Origin of the sequence: Duganella sp. 1224, assembly GCF_013408245.1 — a bacterium.
Taxonomy (GTDB): Bacteria; Pseudomonadota; Gammaproteobacteria; order Burkholderiales; family Burkholderiaceae_D; genus Rugamonas.
The window spans coordinates 249,698-267,988 of the sequence record NZ_JACBYS010000002.1; the positions used below are offsets into that span (position 1 = coordinate 249,698).

Genomic DNA, 18,291 nt, shown 5'->3' on the forward strand with positions numbered 1-18,291 from the left:
TATATGGTCATTTCGGCACGGAAATTAGAAAATTTGAACGACTGTTTTGCCGCCGCCACACCGGAGGTGGCGGCGGCAGGCGCTCAGGACACTTCTCCGCCGTTGAGGGCGGCGTCGATGTCGGCGCGGCTCAGGTCCGGCGCGAACTGCTGGATGAAGTGGTAGGCGTACGAGCGCAGGTAGGCGCCCTTGCGCACCGCCAGCCGCGTGGTGTTCTGCGCGAACAGGTGCGACGCCTCCACCGCGCGCATGCCCTTGTCGCGGCCATGGTCGAAGGCCATCGAGGCGACGATGCCCACGCCCAGGCCCAGCGACACGTATTGCTTGATGACGTCCGAATCCATCGCGGTCAGCACGATGTCCGGCTTGACGCCGGCCTGGGCGAAGGCCGCGTCGATATGGCCGCGGCCGGTAAAGCCGACGTCATAGGTAATCAGCGGGAACTCGGCCAGGTCTTCCAGCCGGATCGGCGAACGCGACAGCAGCGGATGGCCGTCCGGCACCACGATCAAATGGCTCCAGCGGTAGCACGGGAACGACACCAGGTCGGGAAACGCCGACAAGCCCTCGGTGGCGATGCCGATGTCGGTCTTGCCCGACAAAATCCATTCGGCGATGTGCTCGGGCGCGCTCTGCTGCAGGGCGATGCGCACGTCCGGATAGGCGGCGCGGAAGCTCTGCACCACTTTCGGCAGCGCGTAGCGCGCCTGCGTGTGGGTGGCCGCCACGCTCAGCGTGCCGCTTTGCTGGCCGGTGTATTCCAGGCTGGCCTGTTGCAGGTTCTCGGCCTCGATCAGCAGGCGGTCGATGATTTTCAGGATGCCTTTGCCCGGCTCGGTCATGCCGGTCAGGCGCTTGCCGTTGCGCTCGAAAATCACGACGCCCAGTTCATCCTCCAGTTCGCGGATCTGGCGCGACACGCCAGGCTGCGAGGTGAACAGGGCATTGGCCACTTCGGTCAGGTTGTAGCCACGGCGGGCTGCTTCGCGGATCGACCGCAGCTGTTGAAAATTCATATGGAAGCTCCTTCGTCCACGAACACGCGCAGGCGTTTCGGCCGGACGACCAAGGTTTCACCTTCCTTCAGCCCGAGCGAGCTGAAGCGTTCATTTGGAATCACCGCCTCGATCAGCTCGGCGTTGTCGCCGCGCTCCAGGTCGAGCTGGGCCAGCGGGCCGATCGCGTGCGCGCGGCGCAGCCTGACGACGATGCCCTCGGCGCCCGGCGTGTAGCGCTCCACGTCCAGCTCGTGCGGACGCACATAGGCCGTGCCCTTGCCGGCCGCCGCCGATTCGCCTGGCACGTTGAAGCTGGCGTCGCCGCTGGCCAGCACGCCATCCTGCACGCGGCCGTGGAACACGTTGACGTTGCCGAGGAAGCCGTAGACGAACGGCGAGGCCGGGTGGTTGTACACCTCGTCCGGCGCACCGATCTGCTCGACGTTACCCTTGTTCATCAGCACCACCTGGTCGGCCACTTCCAGCGCCTCTTCCTGGTCGTGGGTGACGAAGATCGAGGTCACGTGCAGCTCGTCGTGCAGGCGGCGCAGCCAGCGGCGCAGCTCCTTGCGCACCTTGGCGTCCAGCGCGCCGAACGGCTCGTCCAGCAGCAGCACGCGCGGCTCCACCGCCAGCGCCCGCGCCAGCGCAATGCGCTGCCGCTGGCCGCCCGACAACTGCGGCGGGTAGCGATCCGCCAGCCAGTCCAGCTGCACCAGTTCCAGCAGCTCCTTGACCTTGCGGCGGATCTGGTCTTCCGACGGTCGCTCGCCGCGCGGCTTGACGCGCAGGCCGAAGGCGACGTTTTCAAACACCGTCATGTGCTTGAACAGCGCGTAGTGCTGGAACACGAAGCCGACCTGGCGCTCGCGCACGTGGCGCTCGGAGGCATCGTGGCCGTCCAGCAGTACCTGGCCCGAGTCCGGATGTTCGAGGCCGGCGATGCAGCGCAGCAGCGTGGTTTTGCCGCAGCCCGACGGGCCCAGCAGCGCGGTCAGCTCGCCCTGCGGGAAATCCAGCGAGATGTTGTTGAGCGCGACGAAATCGCCGAAGCGCTTGTTGATGTTCTTAACTTGGATCGTCATGGTATTACTCCGAGTTGCGGGCGTCGTCGGCGACGGATTCGTTCAGGCGCCAGGCGATCAAGGTTTTCACGACCAGCGTCACCAGGGCCAGCAGCGCCAGCAGCGACGCCACGGCAAAGGCGGCGGCAAAGTTGTATTCGTTGTACAGAATCTCGACCTGCAGCGGCATGGTGTTGGTTTCTCCACGGATGTGGCCGGACACCACCGACACCGCGCCGAACTCGCCCATGGCGCGGGCGTTACACAGGATGACGCCGTACAGCAGGCCCCACTTGATGTTGGGCAGCGTCACGCGGCGGAAAGTGTCCCAGCCGGAGGCGCCCAGCACGATGGCGGCCTCTTCCTCCTCGCTGCCCTGGGCCTGCATCAGCGGGATCAGTTCGCGCGCCACGAACGGGAAGGTGACGAAGATGGTGGCCAGCACGATGCCCGGCACCGCGAACAGGATCTTGATGTCATGGTCCATCAGCCACGGGCCGAAGTAGCCCTGCGCGCCGAACAGCAGCACGTAGATCAGGCCGGAGATCACCGGCGACACCGAGAACGGCAGGTCGATCAGCGTCAGCAGCAGGCTCTTGCCGCGGAACTCGAACTTGGCGATGCACCACGAGGCCGCCACGCCGAACACCAGGTTCAACGGCACGGCGATGGCGGCGGTGATCAGCGTCAGCTTGATGGCGGCGATGGCGTCGTCCTCGACGATGGCGGCGGCGTAGGCATCCCAGCCCTTCTTCAGCGCTTCGTAGAACACCGACACCAGCGGCACGAACAGGAACAGCGTCAGGAAGATCAGCGCGATGGCGATCAGCACATAGCGCACCCAGCGCGGTTCCAGGATGTCCGGCGACGAGGGCAGTTCGCCACGGCGGACCGGCGTAACAGGGGCTCCGCTCATATTATTTCCCCGACTTTCCGCGAGCCCAGGCTTGCAACAGGTTGATGGCCAACAGCAGGATGAAGGACACCACCAGCATCACCACCGCGATCGCGGTGGCGCCGGCGTAGTCGTACTGCTCCAGCTTGGTGATGATGAACAGCGGCGTGATTTCCGACACCATCGGCATATTGCCGGCGATGAAAATCACCGAGCCGTATTCGCCGGTGGCGCGGGCGAAGGCCAGCGCGAAACCGGTCATCAGCGACGGCAGGATGGTCGGGAACACCACGCGCGAGAAGGTCTGCCAGGCGTTGGCGCCCAGGCTGGCGGCGGCCTCTTCCAGTTCACGTTCGGCGTCTTCCAGCACCGGCTGCACGGTGCGCACCACGAACGGCAGGCCGATGAAGGTCAGCGCGATCACCACGCCGATCGGCGTGAACGCCACCTTGATGCCCCACTGGCCCTCGATGTACTGGCCGAGCCAGCCGTTGGCCGAGTACAGCGCGGTCAGCGTGATGCCGGCCACGGCGGTGGGCAGCGCGAACGGCAGGTCGACCAGGGCGTCGACGATGCGCTTGCCGGGGAACTGGTAGCGCACCAGCACCCAGGCGACGATGCCGCCGAAGATGACGTTGATGAAGGCGCCCAGCAGCGAGGCGCCGAACGTCAGCTTGTACGAGGCCAGCACGCGCGCCGAGGTCACGGTGCTCCAGAACGACTCCCAGGTCAGGGTGAAGGTCTTGAGGAACACGGCCGACAGCGGGATCAGGACGATCAGCGTCAGGTAGAAAATGGTGAAGCCGAGCGAGAGCCGGAAACCCGGCATCACGCGGAACGGCGCGCCGCGCCTGGCCACCGATGCCGTGGCCGCGGACGCTGTAAGAACAGCAGACATGAATGCTCCCTTATTACAAATCCTTCTATAAGGGCTGCATGTTCTCATCTAAGCTTCATAATACAAACGAAGCATTTGTCATTTGATTAGATGTTTCAGCTATATACGGCGTTAAACCCGCAAAGCCAGGCGGGGTCAGACCCCGTACGGGGTCTGACCCCACATTGGCGGAGTCTGCCTTACTTGTTCGGCTGTGGGGTAACGCGCAAATACGGACGCTCGGCGGTGAATCCCTTCGGATACTTCTGCTTCAGCACCTCCGGGTCCTGCACGGTCAGCGGAATGATCACATCATCGCCGTCCTTCCAGTTGCCCGGCGTGGCCACGGTATACCCATCGGTCAGCTGCAGCGCGTCAATCACGCGCAGCACCTCATCAAAGTTGCGGCCGGTACTCATCGGATAAGTAATCGTCAGCCGCACCTTCTTGTTCGGATCGATGACAAACAGCGAACGCACGGTGGCGGTGGCGGACGCCTCGGGGTGGATCATGTCATACAAGGTCGACACCTTGCGGTCCGAGTCCGCAATGATGGGGAAGCCCACCACCGTCTTCTGCGTTTCCTCGATATCCTTGATCCACGCGGTATGCGACTCGGCCGGGTCCACCGACAGCGCGATCGCCTTCACGTTACGCTTGTCAAACTCCGGCTTCAGCTTGGCGGTCAGGCCGAGTTCGGTGGTGCAGACCGGCGTGAAGTCGGCCGGGTGCGAGAACAGCACCACCCACGAATTGCCGGCCCACTCATGGAACTTCAGTTTGCCGATCGAAGAATCCTGCTCAAAATCGGGCGCGGTATCGCCCAGGCGAATAGTCATGTTTTGTCTCCAGAAAAGAAAAGGTCATGCGGACAACGCACCATTGTGCGCTTGCTTTGCCAGAAAACACAAGGTGTCCAGGCCTTCGGGCCAATCGCCGAGGCCAGACTCGGCATTGATGTGGCCAAGCGGCCCGCCATTGATAAAGCGGCTGCCCCAGCGCTGCGCCCACAGCGCCGCGCGCGGCGCCGCCATCCACGGATCATTGGTGCTGCCGACCATGATGGACGGCACCGCCAACGCCTGATGCGGCAGCAGCGCCGTCACCTGGAATTTATCGGGATCGGCCGGCGCCACCAGCAGCACGCCCGCCACGCCAGCGGCATCGCGCGCCACGCTGTGCACGCTGGCCAGCGCGCCGAAGCTGTGGGCGACGATCAGCAGCGGACGGCCATCGTCGCCCTGCCAGCGCCGCTGGTCCACCCGCGCCGACCAGCGCGGCAGGTCCGGCGTCTCCCAGTCGTCCTGTTCCACCCGCTCGAACGCGGGGAACAGCTGTTGCCAGCGGCTTTGCCAATGGTCCGGTCCGCTGTTATGCAAACCAGGCGCGATCAGAACACGGAACTCGGCAAGCACGCTGCGGGCCATGGCAATTACTTGTTGGGTTGATAGATCTGATCGAACACGCCGCCATCGGCGAAGTGGGTCTTCTGCGCCTTGGTCCAGTCGCCGGCCACATCGGCCAGCGTGAACAGCTTCACTTTCGGGAACTGGCCGGCATATTTCTTGGCCGCCTTCTCGGTGGCCGGACGGTAGTAGTTCTTGGCGATGATGTCCTGCGCTTCGTCAGTGTAGAGGAAGTTCAGATACGCCTCCGCCACCTTGCGCGTGCCGCGCTTGTCCACCACCTTGTCGACCACCGCCACCGGCGGCTCGGCCAGGATCGATACCGACGGCGCGATGATGTCGAACTTGCTTGGGCCCAGTTCCTTGACCGCCAGCAGCGCTTCGTTTTCCCACGCGATCAGCACGTCGCCGATGCCGCGCTCGACGAAGGTGGTGGTGGCGCCGCGCGCGCCGGAATCCAGCACCGGCACGTTCTTGTACAGCTTGGTCAGATAGTCCTTGGCCGACGCTTCGCTGCCGCCCGGCAGGCGCAGCGCGTAGCCGTAGGCGGCCAGGTGGTTCCAGCGGGCGCCGCCGGAGGTTTTCGGATTCGGGGTAATGACCGACACGCCCGGCTTGATCAGGTCAGCCCAGTCCTTGATGCCTTTCGGGTTGCCCTTGCGGACCAGGAACACGATGGTCGAGGTGTACGGGGTGCTGTTGTGCGGCAGTTTTTTCTGCCAGTCCGGCGACAGCAGCTTGTGCTCGGCGATGGCGTCGATGTCGTAGGCCAGCGCCAGCGACACCACGTCGGCCGGCAGACCATCGATCACCGCGCGGCCCTGCTTGCCAGAACCGCCGTGCGACTGCTTGATCTTGACGTCGTCGCCGGTCTTGGCCTTCCACTCCTTGGCGAATGCCGTGTTGACGTCCTGGTACAGCTCGCGGGTCGGGTCGTACGACACGTTCAGCAACGAAATCTCGGCGGCCAGCGCGGGCGCGGCGGCGGAAATGGCAAGAATAGCGGCGGCAATGATTTTTTTGGACAGCATTGGATTCCCCTGGTAGTGAAGGACTCCAGATTACTGGCCGGCTTTATAAATAGGAACTAAACTTTTTTTAGTTCTATATACCGGAAAATCATATGAAGCGGTTGTACAACACGACCGCCCAGGTGGCAATGGCCAGCAGGCAGGTCAGCAGCACGGCGGCGCTGCCGAAATCCTTGGCGTTCTTGGACAGCGGATGGCGTTCCAGCGACACGCGGTCAACCACCGCCTCGATCGAGGAGTTAATCAGTTCGACGATCAGGATCAGCAACAGCACGCCGATCAGCACCAGCTTTTCAAACGCCGACACCCGCAACAGCAGCGCGACGATGGCGCCGACCACGAACACGCTGACTTCCTGGCGGAAAGCGTGTTCATGGCGCCACGCCGAGCGGAAGCCATCGAGCGAGTATAAAAATGCCTGGTAAATGCGTTTAAGCCCGCTTTTGCTCTTGAATTCGCTGGTCGGCTGCATGGGAGAAGTTAGTGAATGTGAAAGTCCTATTATGCACTTTTTTCCACATTATGGTATAAATCAGGTATCGCATACCGCATTGCACCAACCACATCATGAAAATCGAATCCGTTCCCGAGCAGAAGACCACCATCCAGGTGATCGAACGCATGGTGGCGCTGCTCGATGCGCTGGCCAAGTATCCGGACCCGGTGAGCCTGAAGGAATTATCCCGGGTGTCGGGGCTGCACCCCTCCACCGCGCACCGTATTTTGAACGACATGGTGGTCACCCGCTTTGTCGACCGGGTCGAGCCGGGCACCTACCGGCTGGGCATGCGGCTGCTGGAACTGGGCAATGTGGTCAAGAGCCGGCTGTCGGTGCGCGAGGCCGCGCTGGATTTCATGCGCGCACTGCACAAAAAAACCCAGCAGACCATCAACCTGTCGGTGCGCCAGGGCGACGAGATCGTCTACATCGACCGCGCCTTCTCCGAGCGCTCGGGCATGCAGGTGGTGCGCGCCATCGGCGGCCGCGGCCCGCTGCACCTGACCTCGACCGGCAAGCTGTTCCTGTCGGTCGACGAGCCCAAGGCCATCCGCGCCTACGCCACGCGCACCGGCCTGGCCGGGCACAACAAGAATTCGATTACCGATCTGAGCAAGCTGGAGCGCGAACTGAGCCTGGTGAAGTCGCGCGGCTACTCGCGCGACAATGAAGAGCTGGAGCTGGGGGTGCGCTGCATGGCCGCCGGCATCTACGACGACAGCGGCAAGCTGATCGCCGGCCTGTCGATCTCGGCGCCGGCCGACCGTCTGCAGGAGGAATGGCTGGAAGACCTGGTGCTGACCGCGCGCCAGATCTCCGTCACGCTGGGTTACATGCCGGTGGAATAAGCGCTGGCGCTGCTGCCGCCCACCAGGTTGGCGGGACGCAGCGCTTCCAGCCACTTGCGCATGCGGCCGGCGTCGGCGGTCCGCGACTGCTTGCCCTTGGAATCGAGGAATACCATGATCACCGAGCGGCCTTCAATCACCGCCTGCATCATCAGGCAACGCCCGGCTTCGTTGATGAAGCCGGTTTTCTGCAAGCCGATGGCCCAGTCCGGGCTGGCCACCAGGTGGTTGGTGGTGCCGAACTGCATCGGCCGGCCATTGCTCAGTTCCACGGTGGCTTTCGGGTCGGTCGAATACTGGCGCAGGATCGGCTGCTGGTAGGCGGCCATCGCCAGCTTGGCCAGGTCGCGCGCGCTGGCCACATTCATTTTCGACAGGCCATTGGAATCGACATAATGGGTGTCGGTCATGCCCAGTTCGCGCGCCTTGGCGTTCATCGCCTCGACGAAGGCCGGACGGCCGCCCGGATAGTTGCGGCCCAGCGCCGAGGCGGCCCGGTTTTCCGAACTCATCAGCGCAATGTGCAGCATATTGGCACGGCTCATCTGCGTGCCGACTTTCAGGCGCGAGCTGCTGAATTTCTCGCGGTCCACGTCCTCGTCGGTGATGGTGAGGATTTCGTCCATGTCCTGCTTGGCTTCCACCACGATCAGGCCGGTCATCATCTTGGTGATCGAGGCGATTGGCAGGGCAACATTGGAATTCTTTTCAAACAGCACTTCCGAATTGGCCTGGTCCAGCACCAGCGCCACGTTCGAGGCCAGCGACAGCGGATCGTCCGTCTTGTTCAGGCCGGCGAGATCGCCCATGGTTGGCATCGCCGGTGCGGCAGCCAGCACGCGCTGGTACACCACCTTGCGTTTGCCGTTGACCTTGACCACGCGCTTGACCACGCGGTCGCCGGGGTTGGCGGCGGCCACGCGCACCGGCTGGCGTTTCTTCAGCACCACTTTTTTATTGGGTGCCGTGCTGCCGGCTTCCGCCGGCGCGGCAATGGCGGCCGACGCAAACATCACCGAAATGAGCGCGCTTAATGCGAGTTTGATCATGCGTATCCCCAAAAAAATTCAACCCAAGACTCGTTGCAGTGTAGCAAATCGCTGCGCTAGCGCAAGGAAATTTAACACTCGCCGCATCAATGGTTGTGTCGACGCAATATAGGAAAAAACAAGTTAGTCCTATTCGATAAATTTAACAAATTCTGCAAGCGCCATGCGCTCAGTGACCAAAGAATTTTCGATTTTGCTCAAGTCCGCAACACCGAGGGCCATGCCGCACACCACGGTTTCATTGTCCGGCAATGCCAGCTGCTCGGCGATGATGCGGTGATACTGCGTAAAAGCGGCTTGCGGACAGGTGTCCAGCCCGCGCGCGCGGGCTGCGATCATGATGTTCTGCAGGAACATACCGTAGTCCAGCCACGAACCCTGCTCCATTACGCGGTCGATGGTGAAGATCAGGCCCACCGGCGCGCCGAAAAATGCGTAGTTCCTGCCGTGCTGGGCGGCCATGCCAGCCTTGTCGTCGCGGGTCAGGCCCAGCAGCGCGTACAAATCCCAGCCCACCTTGCGGCGCCGGTCGATATAGGGCGACACCCACTCGCGCGGATAGTAGGCGTACTCCTCCTTGTGCAGTTTTGCCTGCTCAGGATCGTTATGTGCGGCCAATATCGCCGACGACAACCTCTGCTTGGGCTCGCCTTGCAGCACGTACACTTTCCACGGCTGGGTGTTGGTGCCGGACGGCGCCCGGCCAGCCACCTGCAAAATCTGTTCGATATCCTCGCGCGCCACTGGCGTCGGCAGGAAGGCGCGCAGCGAACGGCGCGACGTGATCGCGGCGTCGACGGCTTGCTGCCCGGGAGTTGAAATCATGCGTCCTCGCTCACTTTGGTTTCTTGACCACAAAGATTACGCCCGTCACCGCCAGTACCATGCCGGCGATGCCGAGGGCGTTGAAAGCCTCGCCAAACATCAGCCATGCCATGATAGCGGTGGTCGGCGGCGTCAGATACATCAAACTGGTGACCTGGGTGGCGTCATTTCGGCGGATCAGCGCAAACAACAGGAAAATCGCGCCGATCGACAGGCCGAGTACCGACCACAGCAAGGCACCAATCAAGCGCGGCGTCCACTGCACTGCAGCAAAATCCGGGCCAAGTCCTTCCACGTACACGGCCAGCGGCAGCACCAGCAGCGCAGACGCCGCAAACTGGATCACCGTGCCCACGCGCAGGTCGAATTGCGGGCAGTAATGTTTCTGGTACAACGTGCCGGCGGTGATACTTATTAGTGCAAGCACGCACAACAAGATGGCATCCAGCGACAGGCCAACCAGCTGGATCTTGGCCGCCACCACCAGCCCCACGCCGCCGAGGCCGAATGCCAGGCCCAGCCACTGGCGCGGGCGGACGGTTTCGCCGATCAGCGGCGCGGCAAACGCGGTCAGGATCGGCTGCATGCCAACGATCAGCGCCGACAAGCCGGCCGGCATGCCCTGTTTGATTGCGCACCAGACGCCGATCAGGTAGCCAGCCTGCACCAGCAGCCCGGCTACCGCAATATGGCCCATCTTGCCGCGCGGCCAAGGCGCGCGCAGCACCAGCACGGCGGGCAGCAGAAACAGCAGCACCCCCAGAAAACGCAGCGACAGAAAGGTCAGCGGCGGCGCGTAGGGCAGGCCAAACTTGGCGACGATGAAGCCACTGCTCCATAACAGCACGAAAAACAGCGGCAGCGGCGACAAAAAACTGGCGTGCCGGGCGCTTTGCACGGCTGAGGGCGATTCTGGCATCGGGATGGCTTGTGATCTACAAGGCAATCGGCGGCAGAATGCGGCGCCGACGCGGACTGAGCGAGTCTAACACGGTGGCGCTTTTTCCACCGGAAAGCCGCTGTTTGCCTCATTCTTAAGGAATAGTTCTTTTGGAAAACATTGCTTTCGTACGAAGTCCAGGTTCCTTGATGCAACGCACAAAAAATCGCTTGACTTAATTTTTGAAGACCGTAGAATCGTTCGTGTTGCGTTGCACAATATGTTGTTCGGTCTGAAACGTAGTTGGCCTGTTTCTCACCGACGGTAGAAACACGATTTTTTAACGACTATTTTCTGGAGATATACATGTTTTCGATTCCTGAGCAATTTTCGAATGCGACCAAAGCTAATTTCGAAGCCCAGTTCGCTATTTTCTCGACCCTGACCAATAAAGCGTTTGAAGGCGTGGAGAAATTCGTCGATCTGAATCTGACCGCAGCCAAGGCTTCGCTGGAAGAAACTTCGACGACCGCCAAGCAATTGCTGTCGGCTAAAGATCCACAAGAATTCTTCTCGCTGGCCACCGCTCAGGCTCAGCCAAGCGCAGAAAAAACCATCGCTTATGGCCGTCACCTGGCAACCATTGCCACCAGCACCGGCGCGGAATTCAGCAAAGCGGCTGAAACGCAAATCGCTGAAACCAACCGTAAAGTCATTTCGCTGGTAGATGAAGTCAGCAAAAACGCGCCGGCGGGTACTGAGAATGCGGTAGCGATGTTTAAATCGGCCATTGGCAATGCAACCGCCGGCTACGAGCAATTCACCAAAACCGCGAAACAGGCGATTGAATCGATGGAAGCCAATGTGAGCAATGCGGTGAATCAATTCAGCGCTGCCGCCGCCAAGGCTGCACCGGTTAAAAAATAATGAATGATCATCCGGCGCGATAGGGCGCCGGATAAAAACGAAAAGCCTCGGAATATTCCGAGGCTTTTTTTTTACCCCAAACAGAAGGGGTCTGACCCCGTACGGGGTCAGACCCCGGGCGTTGCGGTGTGCGGGGTGCGGCGGTGCCGTCCGCGCCACAAAATGGTTTGGTTATGCCAATAATTGGCATGCTCTACCCCAAAAAAAGCCACTCAGATCGCTCTGAGCGGCTCGGCGGGGGGACGGGCTTACTCGCCCAGGTAGGCCGCCTTCACGCGCGGATCGTCCAGCATATCGCTGGCGTTGCCGGTCATGGTAATACTGCCGGAATCCATCACATATCCCCGATGCGCGGCCTGCAGCGCGAGTTTCGCGTTCTGCTCCACCAGCAGCACGGTAATCCCCTCTTTCGAGACATTGCGAATCACCTCGAAAATCTTATCCACCATAATCGGCGATAAACCCATCGACGGCTCGTCCAATAACAGTAATTCAGGATGCGACATTAATGCCCGCGCCATTGCCAGCATTTGCTGCTCACCACCGGATAAAGTCCCGGCCAATTGCTGCGCACGTTCTTTTAAACGCGGGAATATATCGAACCACTTCGCAATATCCGCATCCACTCCAGCTTTATCGCTGCGGGTATAAGCACCCATCATCATATTCTCGTGGATGGTCATGCGGGTAAATACGCCACGTCCTTCCGGCACCATAGCCAGTTTCTTTTCCACCAAATGGAACGATTTAGTTCCCTTCAGCGAAGCGCCTTGATAAGTAATCGTGCCTTCGACTTTGCATGGTGGCAAAGTACCCGTAATCGCTTTCAGCGTCGTGGTTTTACCGGCGCCATTGGCGCCAATCAAAGCGATTAATTCGCCCTTGTTCACTTCCAGATCGATACCCTTGACGGCTTTAATGCCGCCGTATGCGACTTTCAGTCCCGATACTTTAAGAACATTGTCGCTCATTAGTGCGATCCTCCCAGGTAGGCGTCAATCACCGCCTGATTGCTTTGTATTTCCGCCGGCAGCCCTTCGGCGATCGGCTTGCCGTATTCCAGCACCATCAGCCGGTCGCACAGCCCCATCATCATCTTGACATCGTGTTCAATCAGCAACACCGTCTTGCCCTGCTCTTTGATCTTGATCAATAAATCGCGCAGAGCCAGTTTCTCGGTGGCGTTCATGCCGGCGGCCGGCTCGTCCAACGCCAGCAGTTGCGGATCGGTGGCCAGCGCGCGGGCGATTTCCAGCCGGCGCTGGTCGCCGTAGGACAGGAATTTCGAGGTGCGATGGGCAAACTTGCCGATGCCGACGAAATCCAGCAGCTCCTGCGCGCGCTGGCGGATCGCCGCCTCCTCATCGCGCGCGGCCTTGTGGCGGAAGATCGCGCCCAGCAAGCCCTGCTTCGAGCGCACGTGGCGCCCCACCATGACGTTTTCCAGCGCCGTCATCTCGCCGAACAGGCGGATGTTCTGGAAGGTGCGGGCGATGCCGGCCCTGGCCACCTCGTGCGGCGCGGACGGCGAGTACGGCTTGCCGGCCAGTTCGAAGGTGCCGGTGTCCGGCTGGTACAGGCCGGTAATCACGTTGAAGAAGGTCGTCTTGCCGGCGCCATTGGGGCCGATCAGGCCGTAAATCTGGCCTTGCATGATCTTGATGCCAACATCGGTCAGCGCCTGCAAGCCGCCGAAGCGCTTGTTGACGCCGGCGATCTGGAGAATTACCTGTTCACTCATCTCTGTGTTCCTCACGCCGCCATCACGCCGGTCGATTGATTCTTGCTGTCGGAGTCGCCATCGGGACGGTCCTCATGCTTGGGCGCGGGCCACAAGCCGGCCGGACGCAGCAGCATGGTCAGTACCAGCGCCAGGCCGTACAGCAACTGGCGCAGCACTTCGGCTTCGATCAGCACGTGGCCGAACAGTTTTTCCTGTAGCGGCTCAACCACGTGGCGCAGCACCTCCGGCAAGGCCGCCAGCAGCGCGCCGCCGAGGATCACGCCCGGAATGTGGCCGATGCCGCCCAGCACCACCATCGCCAGCACCACGATCGATTCGGTCAGCGAGAACGATTCCGGTGACACAAAGCCCTGGAACGAGGCAAACATGGCGCCAGCCACGCCGCCGAACGAGGCGCCCATCGAGAACGCCAAGAGCTTGACGTTGCGGGTGTTGATGCCCATCGCCTTGGCGGCGATCTCGTCCTCGCGGATCGCCACCCAGGCGCGGCCCAGGCGCGAGTGCTGCAGGCGCGAGGTGATGAACACCACCGCCACGCACAGCGCCAGGAACAGGAAGTAGTAGGCGTTAACCGACGGCATGCCGTAGCCGCCAATAAACACGGTGGCGCGCGAGCCGGCCTCGCCGGCCAGGTTGACGCCGAACACGCGGATCGGGTCGATCATGTTGATGCCCTGCGAACCGTTGGTGAAGTTGATCGGCGCGTTCAGGTTCAGCATGAAAATGCGGATGATTTCGCCGAAGCCGAGCGTGACGATGGCCAGGTAGTCGCCGCGCAGCTTCAGCGTTGGCGCGCCTAGCAGCGCGCCGAAGAAGGCGGCCAGCGCGGCCGCCAGCGGCACGATGAACCACACCGACAGGTGGATGCCGTTCTGCTGGATCTCCGGCCCGAGGATGGCGATCAGCGATTGCGCCAGCGCCGGGTATTCATTGACCACCGATTCCAGCAAGGCCGCGAATTGCGGCGAGGCCAGCAGGCCGGCCAGGTAGGCGCCCACCGCGTAGAAGGCGATGTAGCCAAGGTCCAGCAGGCCGGCGAAGCCGACCACGATGTTCAGGCCCAGCGCCAGCATGATGTACAGCAGCGCCATGTCGGCGATGCGCACCCACGAGTTGCCGTAGTCCTGGGCAATGAACGGGAACACCAGCAGCAGTGCGGCCAGCACGGCCAGGCTGATGCCGGCCTGGCGTGGATGGCGCTTGAAGTCGAAACTCATCAGTGACATGGTCGTTTCTCCTTAAGCCCGGTCCGCCACGCGCTCGCCCATGATGCCGGACGGCCGCACCGTCAGCACCAGGATCAGCACCACGAAGGCGAAAATGTCCTGGTACTGGCTACCCAGGAAACCGCCGGTGGCGTCGGCCAGATAGCCGGCGCCCAGGCTTTCGATCAGGCCGAGGGCGATGCCGCCGACCATGGCGCCGTAGATGTTGCCGATACCACCCAGCACCGCCGCGCAGAAGGCCTTCAGGCCCGGCAGGAAGCCCATGCTGAACTGCACGGTGGCGTAGTTGGCGCCCCACATCACGCCGGCCACCGCCGCCAGCGCCGCGCCCAGCGCGAAGGTGACGACGATGACCATGTTCGAATCCACGCCCATCAGGCCGGCGACGCGCGGGTTTTCCGCCGTCGCGCGCATGGCGCGGCCCATCTTGGTTTTTTCCACCAGCAGCACCAGGCCGGCCATCGACACCAGCGCCAGCGCCAGCAGCAGGATCTGGGTCGGCGTGATGACGGCGCCGCCGATCATCACCGGGTCGGACGGCAGCAACTGCGGGAACGGCAGCGGATTGCGGTCCCAGATCATCATGGCAAACACGTTCAGCAGGGTCGAGACGCCAATCGCGGTGATCAGCGGCGCCAGCCGCGGCGCGTTGCGCAGGCGGCGATAGGCGACGCGCTCGATGATGACGTTGACCAGCATGCAGACCGGAATGGCGCCGCCGATGGCGATGGCCAGCTTGATGGCACCGGGCATGTCGGGGAAATGCACATTGAGGAAGTTAAGAATGGTCATGCCGGTCATGGCGCCGATCATCAGCACGTCGCCGTGGGCGAAGTTGATCAGATTCAGCACGCCATACACCATGGTGTAGCCCAGCGCGATCAGTGCGTACATGCTGCCCAGCACCAATCCATTAATGATTTGTTGGATAAAAGTATCCATTCAGTTGCCTTTACCTAGTGTTATGCGTCCATGTAACAAAAACGGCACCCGGGTGTCCCCGTAGTGCCGCCGTTGACTACACGTTCACGATGCAAGTTTCATGCCTGATCGTAGTCTCCATCGCCCGGTTTTATTAAGCCGAAACGACAACTTTTTAGAGCGAGGCAAATAATAACGAGAATTCCAGAAAACTAAACCCGGAATAACGCAAACGAAGGTGAATTATATTCTGCTTCAAGACAAATGATCAGACCGCGCCCTCGATTGGTGCAGTTTTCTGTCCGCCATCCAGGCCCTTGGGCAGCGGGAAGGTGACGTTTTCCTCCACGCCCTCCAGCGGACGCACGCTGCGCACGCCCAGTTCCTTCAGGCGGTCGATCACGGCCTGCACCAGCACTTCCGGGGCCGAGGCGCCGGCCGTCACGCCGACGCGCAGCTTGCCCTCCAGCCACTCCGGCTGGACCTGGGCGGCGTTGTCCACCATGTAGGCCGGCGTGCCCTTCTTCTCCGCCACTTCGCGCAGGCGGTTGGAGTTGGAGCTGTTCGGGCTGCCCACCACGATCACCACCTCCACCTGCGGCGCCATGAACTTGACGGCTTCCTGGCGGTTGGTGGTGGCGTAGCAGATGTCGCCCTTCTTCGGTTCGATGATCGATGGATACTTGGCCTTCAGCGCGGCGATGATGTCGGCGGTGTCGTCCACCGACAGCGTGGTCTGCGACACGTAGGCCAGCTGGTCCGGCTTGGTGACCTGCAGCCTGGCGACGTCGGCCACGGTTTCCACCAGGTACATGCCCTCGTCGGTCTGGCCCATCGTGCCCTCGACTTCCGGGTGGCCGTCGTGGCCGATCATGATGATCTCGCAGCCCTGCTTGCGCATCTTGGCCACTTCCACGTGCACCTTGGTCACCAGCGGACAGGTGGCGTCGAAGATGCTGAAGCCGCGCGCGTCGGCCTCGGCGCGCACCGCCTTCGACACGCCGTGCGCCGAGAACACCAGCGTATTGCCCGGCGGGACTTCGCTCAGGTCCTCGATGAAAATCGCCCCCTTGGCGCGCAGGTCGCTGACCACGTAGGCATTGTGGACGATTTCGTGGCGCACATAGATCGGCGCGCCGAACTGTTGCAGCGCGCGCTCGACGATTTCAATGGCGCGGTCGACGCCGGCGCAAAAGCCGCGTGGCTGGGCCAGCAGGAGTTCTTTATCGCTCATCCCATCCTCACAGTACGGAAATCAGTTGCACTTCAAACTTCAGCGGCTGGCCGGCCAGCGGATGGTTGAAGTCGAACAGGCAGGTTTCGTCGCCCAGCTCGCGCAGGATGCCGGCGAAGCGGCCGCCGCCCGGCGCGGCGAAGTCGACCAGGTCGCCGATCTTGTACTCGGCGTCCGGCGCCGAGTTCTGGTCCAGCGTGGCGCGGCTGACTTCGCGGATCAGCTCGGGATTGCGCGGGCCGAAGCCGACGCCCGGCTCCAGGTCAAACGTCTTGTGCGTGCCTTCCGGCAGGCCGATCAGCAATTCCTCCAGCACCGGCGCCAGCTGGCCCTGGCCCATCAGCAGCGTGGCCGGGGTGGCGCCAAAGGTGGTAACAATATCGTTGCCATCCAGCGAGGCCAGACGGTAATTCAGGGTGAGATACGACGACGCGGTGACAACAGGTTGCTCGTTAGACATGACTTAAGCTTCGTTGGACTGAGAAAGGCCATATTGTAAGCCACCTTTGATCCGCATCGCTTTCCCCGGCCGCCACTCATGCAAAGTAATTGCTGATCAAAGGAGAATCCCATGCCCATCCTGGACTGGCCGCAAGAAAAACGCCCGCGCGAGCGGCTGATACGCGAGGGCGCGCAGGCGCTGTCGGACGCCGAGCTGCTGGCGATCTTCCTGCGCGTGGGCGTGGCCGGCAAGGACGCCGTCCAGCTCGGGCAGGAGATGATGCACCATTTTGGCTCACTGCAAAAACTGTTCGGCGCCACGCTGGCAGAGTTCGCCGCCGTCAACGGCCTGGGCCCGGCCAAGTTCGCGCAGCTACAGGCGGTGATGGAACTGGCGCGGCGCGCCCTGCTCGAAGACATCAAGGCCGGCGCCATGCTCGGCTCGCCGCGCGCGGTCAAGGACTACCTGCGCACCGCGTTTGCCGGCAAGCCGTTCGAGTCCTTCCACGTACTGTTTCTCGACGTGAAAAACCGTCTGATCGACGCCAAGGAACTGTTTCGCGGCACGCTGACCCACACCTCGGTCTATCCGCGCGAGGTGGTGAAGGAAGCGCTGGCGCGCAACGCCGCCAGCGTGATGCTGGCGCATAACCACCCGTCCGGTACGCCCGACCCGAGCGAGTCCGACCTGCTGCTGACGCGCGCGCTGATGCAAGCGCTGGCGCTGGTCGATATCCGCATCCTCGACCATTTTGTGGTGGCTGGGCATCAGGTGCACTCGTTTGCCGAGCACGGACAACTGTAGGTTTACCCCTATGCGCTCAAGGGTTTACGAGCGAATTCACAATTGTTAAATTTTTTTGAGAATTCAAGACACAATTGTTTTTCGTAAGTGATTGAAAAACCTGATTTTTTTGGATATACTCTCGTTTTTCCAATTTTGGAATGTCTTTTAAGGAGTGCGTTATGGCACGTGTTTGCCAAGTTACTGGGAAGAAGCCGATGGTCGGCAACAATGTTTCCCACGCAAACAACAAAACCAAACGTCGTTTCCTGCCTAACCTGCAGAACCGTCGTATTTTTGTTGAATCTGAAAACCGCTGGGTCTCCCTGCGTCTGTCCAACGCTGGTCTGCGTGTAATCGACAAGGTCGGCATCGATGCCGTTCTGGCCGACATGCGCGCCCGTGGCGAAAAAGTCTAAATAGGGAGCTATCATGGCGAAAACTGGCCGCGACAAAATCAAACTGGAATCGACCGCTGGTACGGGTCACTTCTACACCACCACCAAAAACAAGCGCACGATGCCTGCCAAAATGGAGATCACCAAGTTTGATCCTAAAGCACGCAAGCACGTGATCTACAAAGAAACCAAGATCAAGTAATCGGTCTTTGCTTCTGTGAAAAAGCCACTCATCGAGTGGCTT

General features: G+C 61.5%; 22 protein-coding genes. 5 read left to right on the forward strand and 17 right to left on the reverse strand.

Annotation, left to right across the window (positions count from 1 at the left end; genetic code table 11):
• Positions 1 to 83: 83 nt before the first annotated feature.
• The 8 genes from FHW58_RS13180 to FHW58_RS13215 all read right to left on the reverse strand — a co-directional run bounded on the left by FHW58_RS13180 (position 84) and on the right by FHW58_RS13215 (position 6,743).
• The gene (locus tag FHW58_RS13180) at positions 84 to 1,016 is read right to left on the reverse strand and encodes a CysB family HTH-type transcriptional regulator (RefSeq protein ID WP_179673606.1); all 933 of its coding nucleotides are present in this window, start codon (positions 1,014 to 1,016) and stop codon (positions 84 to 86) included.
• Positions 1,013 to 2,083: a sulfate/molybdate ABC transporter ATP-binding protein gene (locus FHW58_RS13185; protein ID WP_179673607.1), complete on the reverse strand. Its 1,071-nt coding sequence runs from the start codon at positions 2,081 to 2,083 to the stop codon at positions 1,013 to 1,015. Before FHW58_RS13185 ends, FHW58_RS13180 begins: the two co-directional genes overlap by 4 nt.
• A 4-nt stretch (positions 2,084 to 2,087) precedes the next feature.
• On the reverse strand, positions 2,088 to 2,978 hold the full coding sequence (cysW, locus tag FHW58_RS13190) for a sulfate ABC transporter permease subunit CysW (protein WP_179673608.1): 891 nt from the start codon (positions 2,976 to 2,978) through the stop codon (positions 2,088 to 2,090).
• Position 2,979: 1 nt separating this feature from the next.
• On the reverse strand, positions 2,980 to 3,855 hold the full coding sequence (gene cysT / locus FHW58_RS13195) for a sulfate ABC transporter permease subunit CysT (RefSeq protein WP_373996673.1): 876 nt from the start codon (positions 3,853 to 3,855) through the stop codon (positions 2,980 to 2,982).
• Positions 3,856 to 4,034: 179 nt separating this feature from the next.
• Entirely contained in the window at positions 4,035 to 4,673 is a 639-nt protein-coding gene (locus FHW58_RS13200; protein WP_179673609.1) for a peroxiredoxin, read from the reverse strand.
• Between the two features lie 24 nt (positions 4,674 to 4,697).
• On the reverse strand, positions 4,698 to 5,261 hold the full coding sequence (locus tag FHW58_RS13205; protein WP_179673610.1) for an alpha/beta hydrolase: 564 nt from the start codon (positions 5,259 to 5,261) through the stop codon (positions 4,698 to 4,700).
• A 5-nt stretch (positions 5,262 to 5,266) separates the two neighbouring features.
• Positions 5,267 to 6,271 (reverse strand): sulfate ABC transporter substrate-binding protein, encoded by a 1,005-nt coding sequence (locus FHW58_RS13210; RefSeq protein WP_179673611.1) that lies wholly within the window; start codon positions 6,269 to 6,271, stop codon positions 5,267 to 5,269.
• Positions 6,272 to 6,359: 88 nt separating this feature from the next.
• Entirely contained in the window at positions 6,360 to 6,743 is a 384-nt protein-coding gene (locus tag FHW58_RS13215; protein WP_179673612.1) for a diacylglycerol kinase, read from the reverse strand.
• A 95-nt stretch (positions 6,744 to 6,838) separates the two neighbouring features.
• Between FHW58_RS13215 and FHW58_RS13220 the strand changes: the two genes are divergently transcribed.
• Complete coding sequence (locus FHW58_RS13220; RefSeq protein WP_179673613.1) at positions 6,839 to 7,618, forward strand: IclR family transcriptional regulator; 780 nt, start codon at positions 6,839 to 6,841, stop codon at positions 7,616 to 7,618.
• On the opposite strand, the gene pbpG is transcribed toward FHW58_RS13220, so the two are convergent.
• The 3 genes from pbpG to FHW58_RS13235 form a co-directional block, all read right to left on the reverse strand.
• Positions 7,600 to 8,667, reverse strand: coding sequence for a D-alanyl-D-alanine endopeptidase (gene pbpG, locus FHW58_RS13225; RefSeq protein ID WP_179673614.1), 1,068 nt, complete (start codon positions 8,665 to 8,667; stop codon positions 7,600 to 7,602). The genes FHW58_RS13220 and pbpG overlap by 19 nt on opposite strands.
• Before the next feature lie 129 nt (positions 8,668 to 8,796).
• Positions 8,797 to 9,492, reverse strand: a complete 696-nt coding sequence (locus tag FHW58_RS13230; protein ID WP_179673615.1) for a nitroreductase — start codon at positions 9,490 to 9,492, stop codon at positions 8,797 to 8,799.
• A gap of 10 nt (positions 9,493 to 9,502) precedes the next feature.
• Complete coding sequence (locus FHW58_RS13235) at positions 9,503 to 10,411, reverse strand: DMT family transporter (RefSeq protein ID WP_179673616.1); 909 nt, start codon at positions 10,409 to 10,411, stop codon at positions 9,503 to 9,505.
• Between the two features lie 327 nt (positions 10,412 to 10,738).
• Between FHW58_RS13235 and FHW58_RS13240 the strand changes: the two genes are divergently transcribed.
• The gene (locus FHW58_RS13240; protein WP_179673617.1) at positions 10,739 to 11,299 is read left to right on the forward strand and encodes a phasin family protein; all 561 of its coding nucleotides are present in this window, start codon (positions 10,739 to 10,741) and stop codon (positions 11,297 to 11,299) included.
• Positions 11,300 to 11,547: 248 nt separating this feature from the next.
• Here FHW58_RS13240 and FHW58_RS13245 read toward each other — a convergent pair whose 3' ends face one another.
• The 6 genes from FHW58_RS13245 to FHW58_RS13270 all read right to left on the reverse strand — a co-directional run bounded on the left by FHW58_RS13245 (position 11,548) and on the right by FHW58_RS13270 (position 16,884).
• Entirely contained in the window at positions 11,548 to 12,270 is a 723-nt protein-coding gene (locus FHW58_RS13245; protein ID WP_179673618.1) for an ABC transporter ATP-binding protein, read from the reverse strand.
• Positions 12,270 to 13,040, reverse strand: coding sequence for an ABC transporter ATP-binding protein (locus FHW58_RS13250; RefSeq protein ID WP_179673619.1), 771 nt, complete (start codon positions 13,038 to 13,040; stop codon positions 12,270 to 12,272). Before FHW58_RS13250 ends, FHW58_RS13245 begins: the two co-directional genes overlap by 1 nt.
• Positions 13,041 to 13,051: 11 nt before the next feature.
• On the reverse strand, positions 13,052 to 14,269 hold the full coding sequence (locus tag FHW58_RS13255; protein ID WP_179673620.1) for a branched-chain amino acid ABC transporter permease: 1,218 nt from the start codon (positions 14,267 to 14,269) through the stop codon (positions 13,052 to 13,054).
• Positions 14,270 to 14,281: 12 nt separating this feature from the next.
• Entirely contained in the window at positions 14,282 to 15,211 is a 930-nt protein-coding gene (locus tag FHW58_RS13260; protein WP_179673621.1) for a branched-chain amino acid ABC transporter permease, read from the reverse strand.
• Between the two features lie 247 nt (positions 15,212 to 15,458).
• Positions 15,459 to 16,424 (reverse strand): 4-hydroxy-3-methylbut-2-enyl diphosphate reductase, encoded by a 966-nt coding sequence (ispH, locus tag FHW58_RS13265; protein ID WP_179673622.1) that lies wholly within the window; start codon positions 16,422 to 16,424, stop codon positions 15,459 to 15,461.
• Positions 16,425 to 16,431: 7 nt separating this feature from the next.
• Positions 16,432 to 16,884 carry a peptidylprolyl isomerase gene (locus FHW58_RS13270; RefSeq protein ID WP_179673623.1) on the reverse strand — a complete coding sequence of 151 codons (453 nt, stop codon included), beginning with the start codon at positions 16,882 to 16,884 and terminating at the stop codon, positions 16,432 to 16,434.
• A gap of 111 nt (positions 16,885 to 16,995) precedes the next feature.
• Between FHW58_RS13270 and radC the strand changes: the two genes are divergently transcribed.
• The 3 genes from radC to rpmG all read left to right on the forward strand — a co-directional run bounded on the left by radC (position 16,996) and on the right by rpmG (position 18,249).
• Positions 16,996 to 17,670 carry a DNA repair protein RadC gene (gene radC, locus FHW58_RS13275; protein ID WP_179673624.1) on the forward strand — a complete coding sequence of 225 codons (675 nt, stop codon included), beginning with the start codon at positions 16,996 to 16,998 and terminating at the stop codon, positions 17,668 to 17,670.
• 161 nt (positions 17,671 to 17,831) lie between these two features.
• Positions 17,832 to 18,068 (forward strand): 50S ribosomal protein L28, encoded by a 237-nt coding sequence (rpmB, locus tag FHW58_RS13280; protein WP_008451488.1) that lies wholly within the window; start codon positions 17,832 to 17,834, stop codon positions 18,066 to 18,068.
• 13 nt (positions 18,069 to 18,081) lie between these two features.
• Entirely contained in the window at positions 18,082 to 18,249 is a 168-nt protein-coding gene (gene rpmG / locus FHW58_RS13285) for a 50S ribosomal protein L33 (RefSeq protein WP_005665735.1), read from the forward strand.
• Positions 18,250 to 18,291 lie beyond the last annotated feature (42 nt).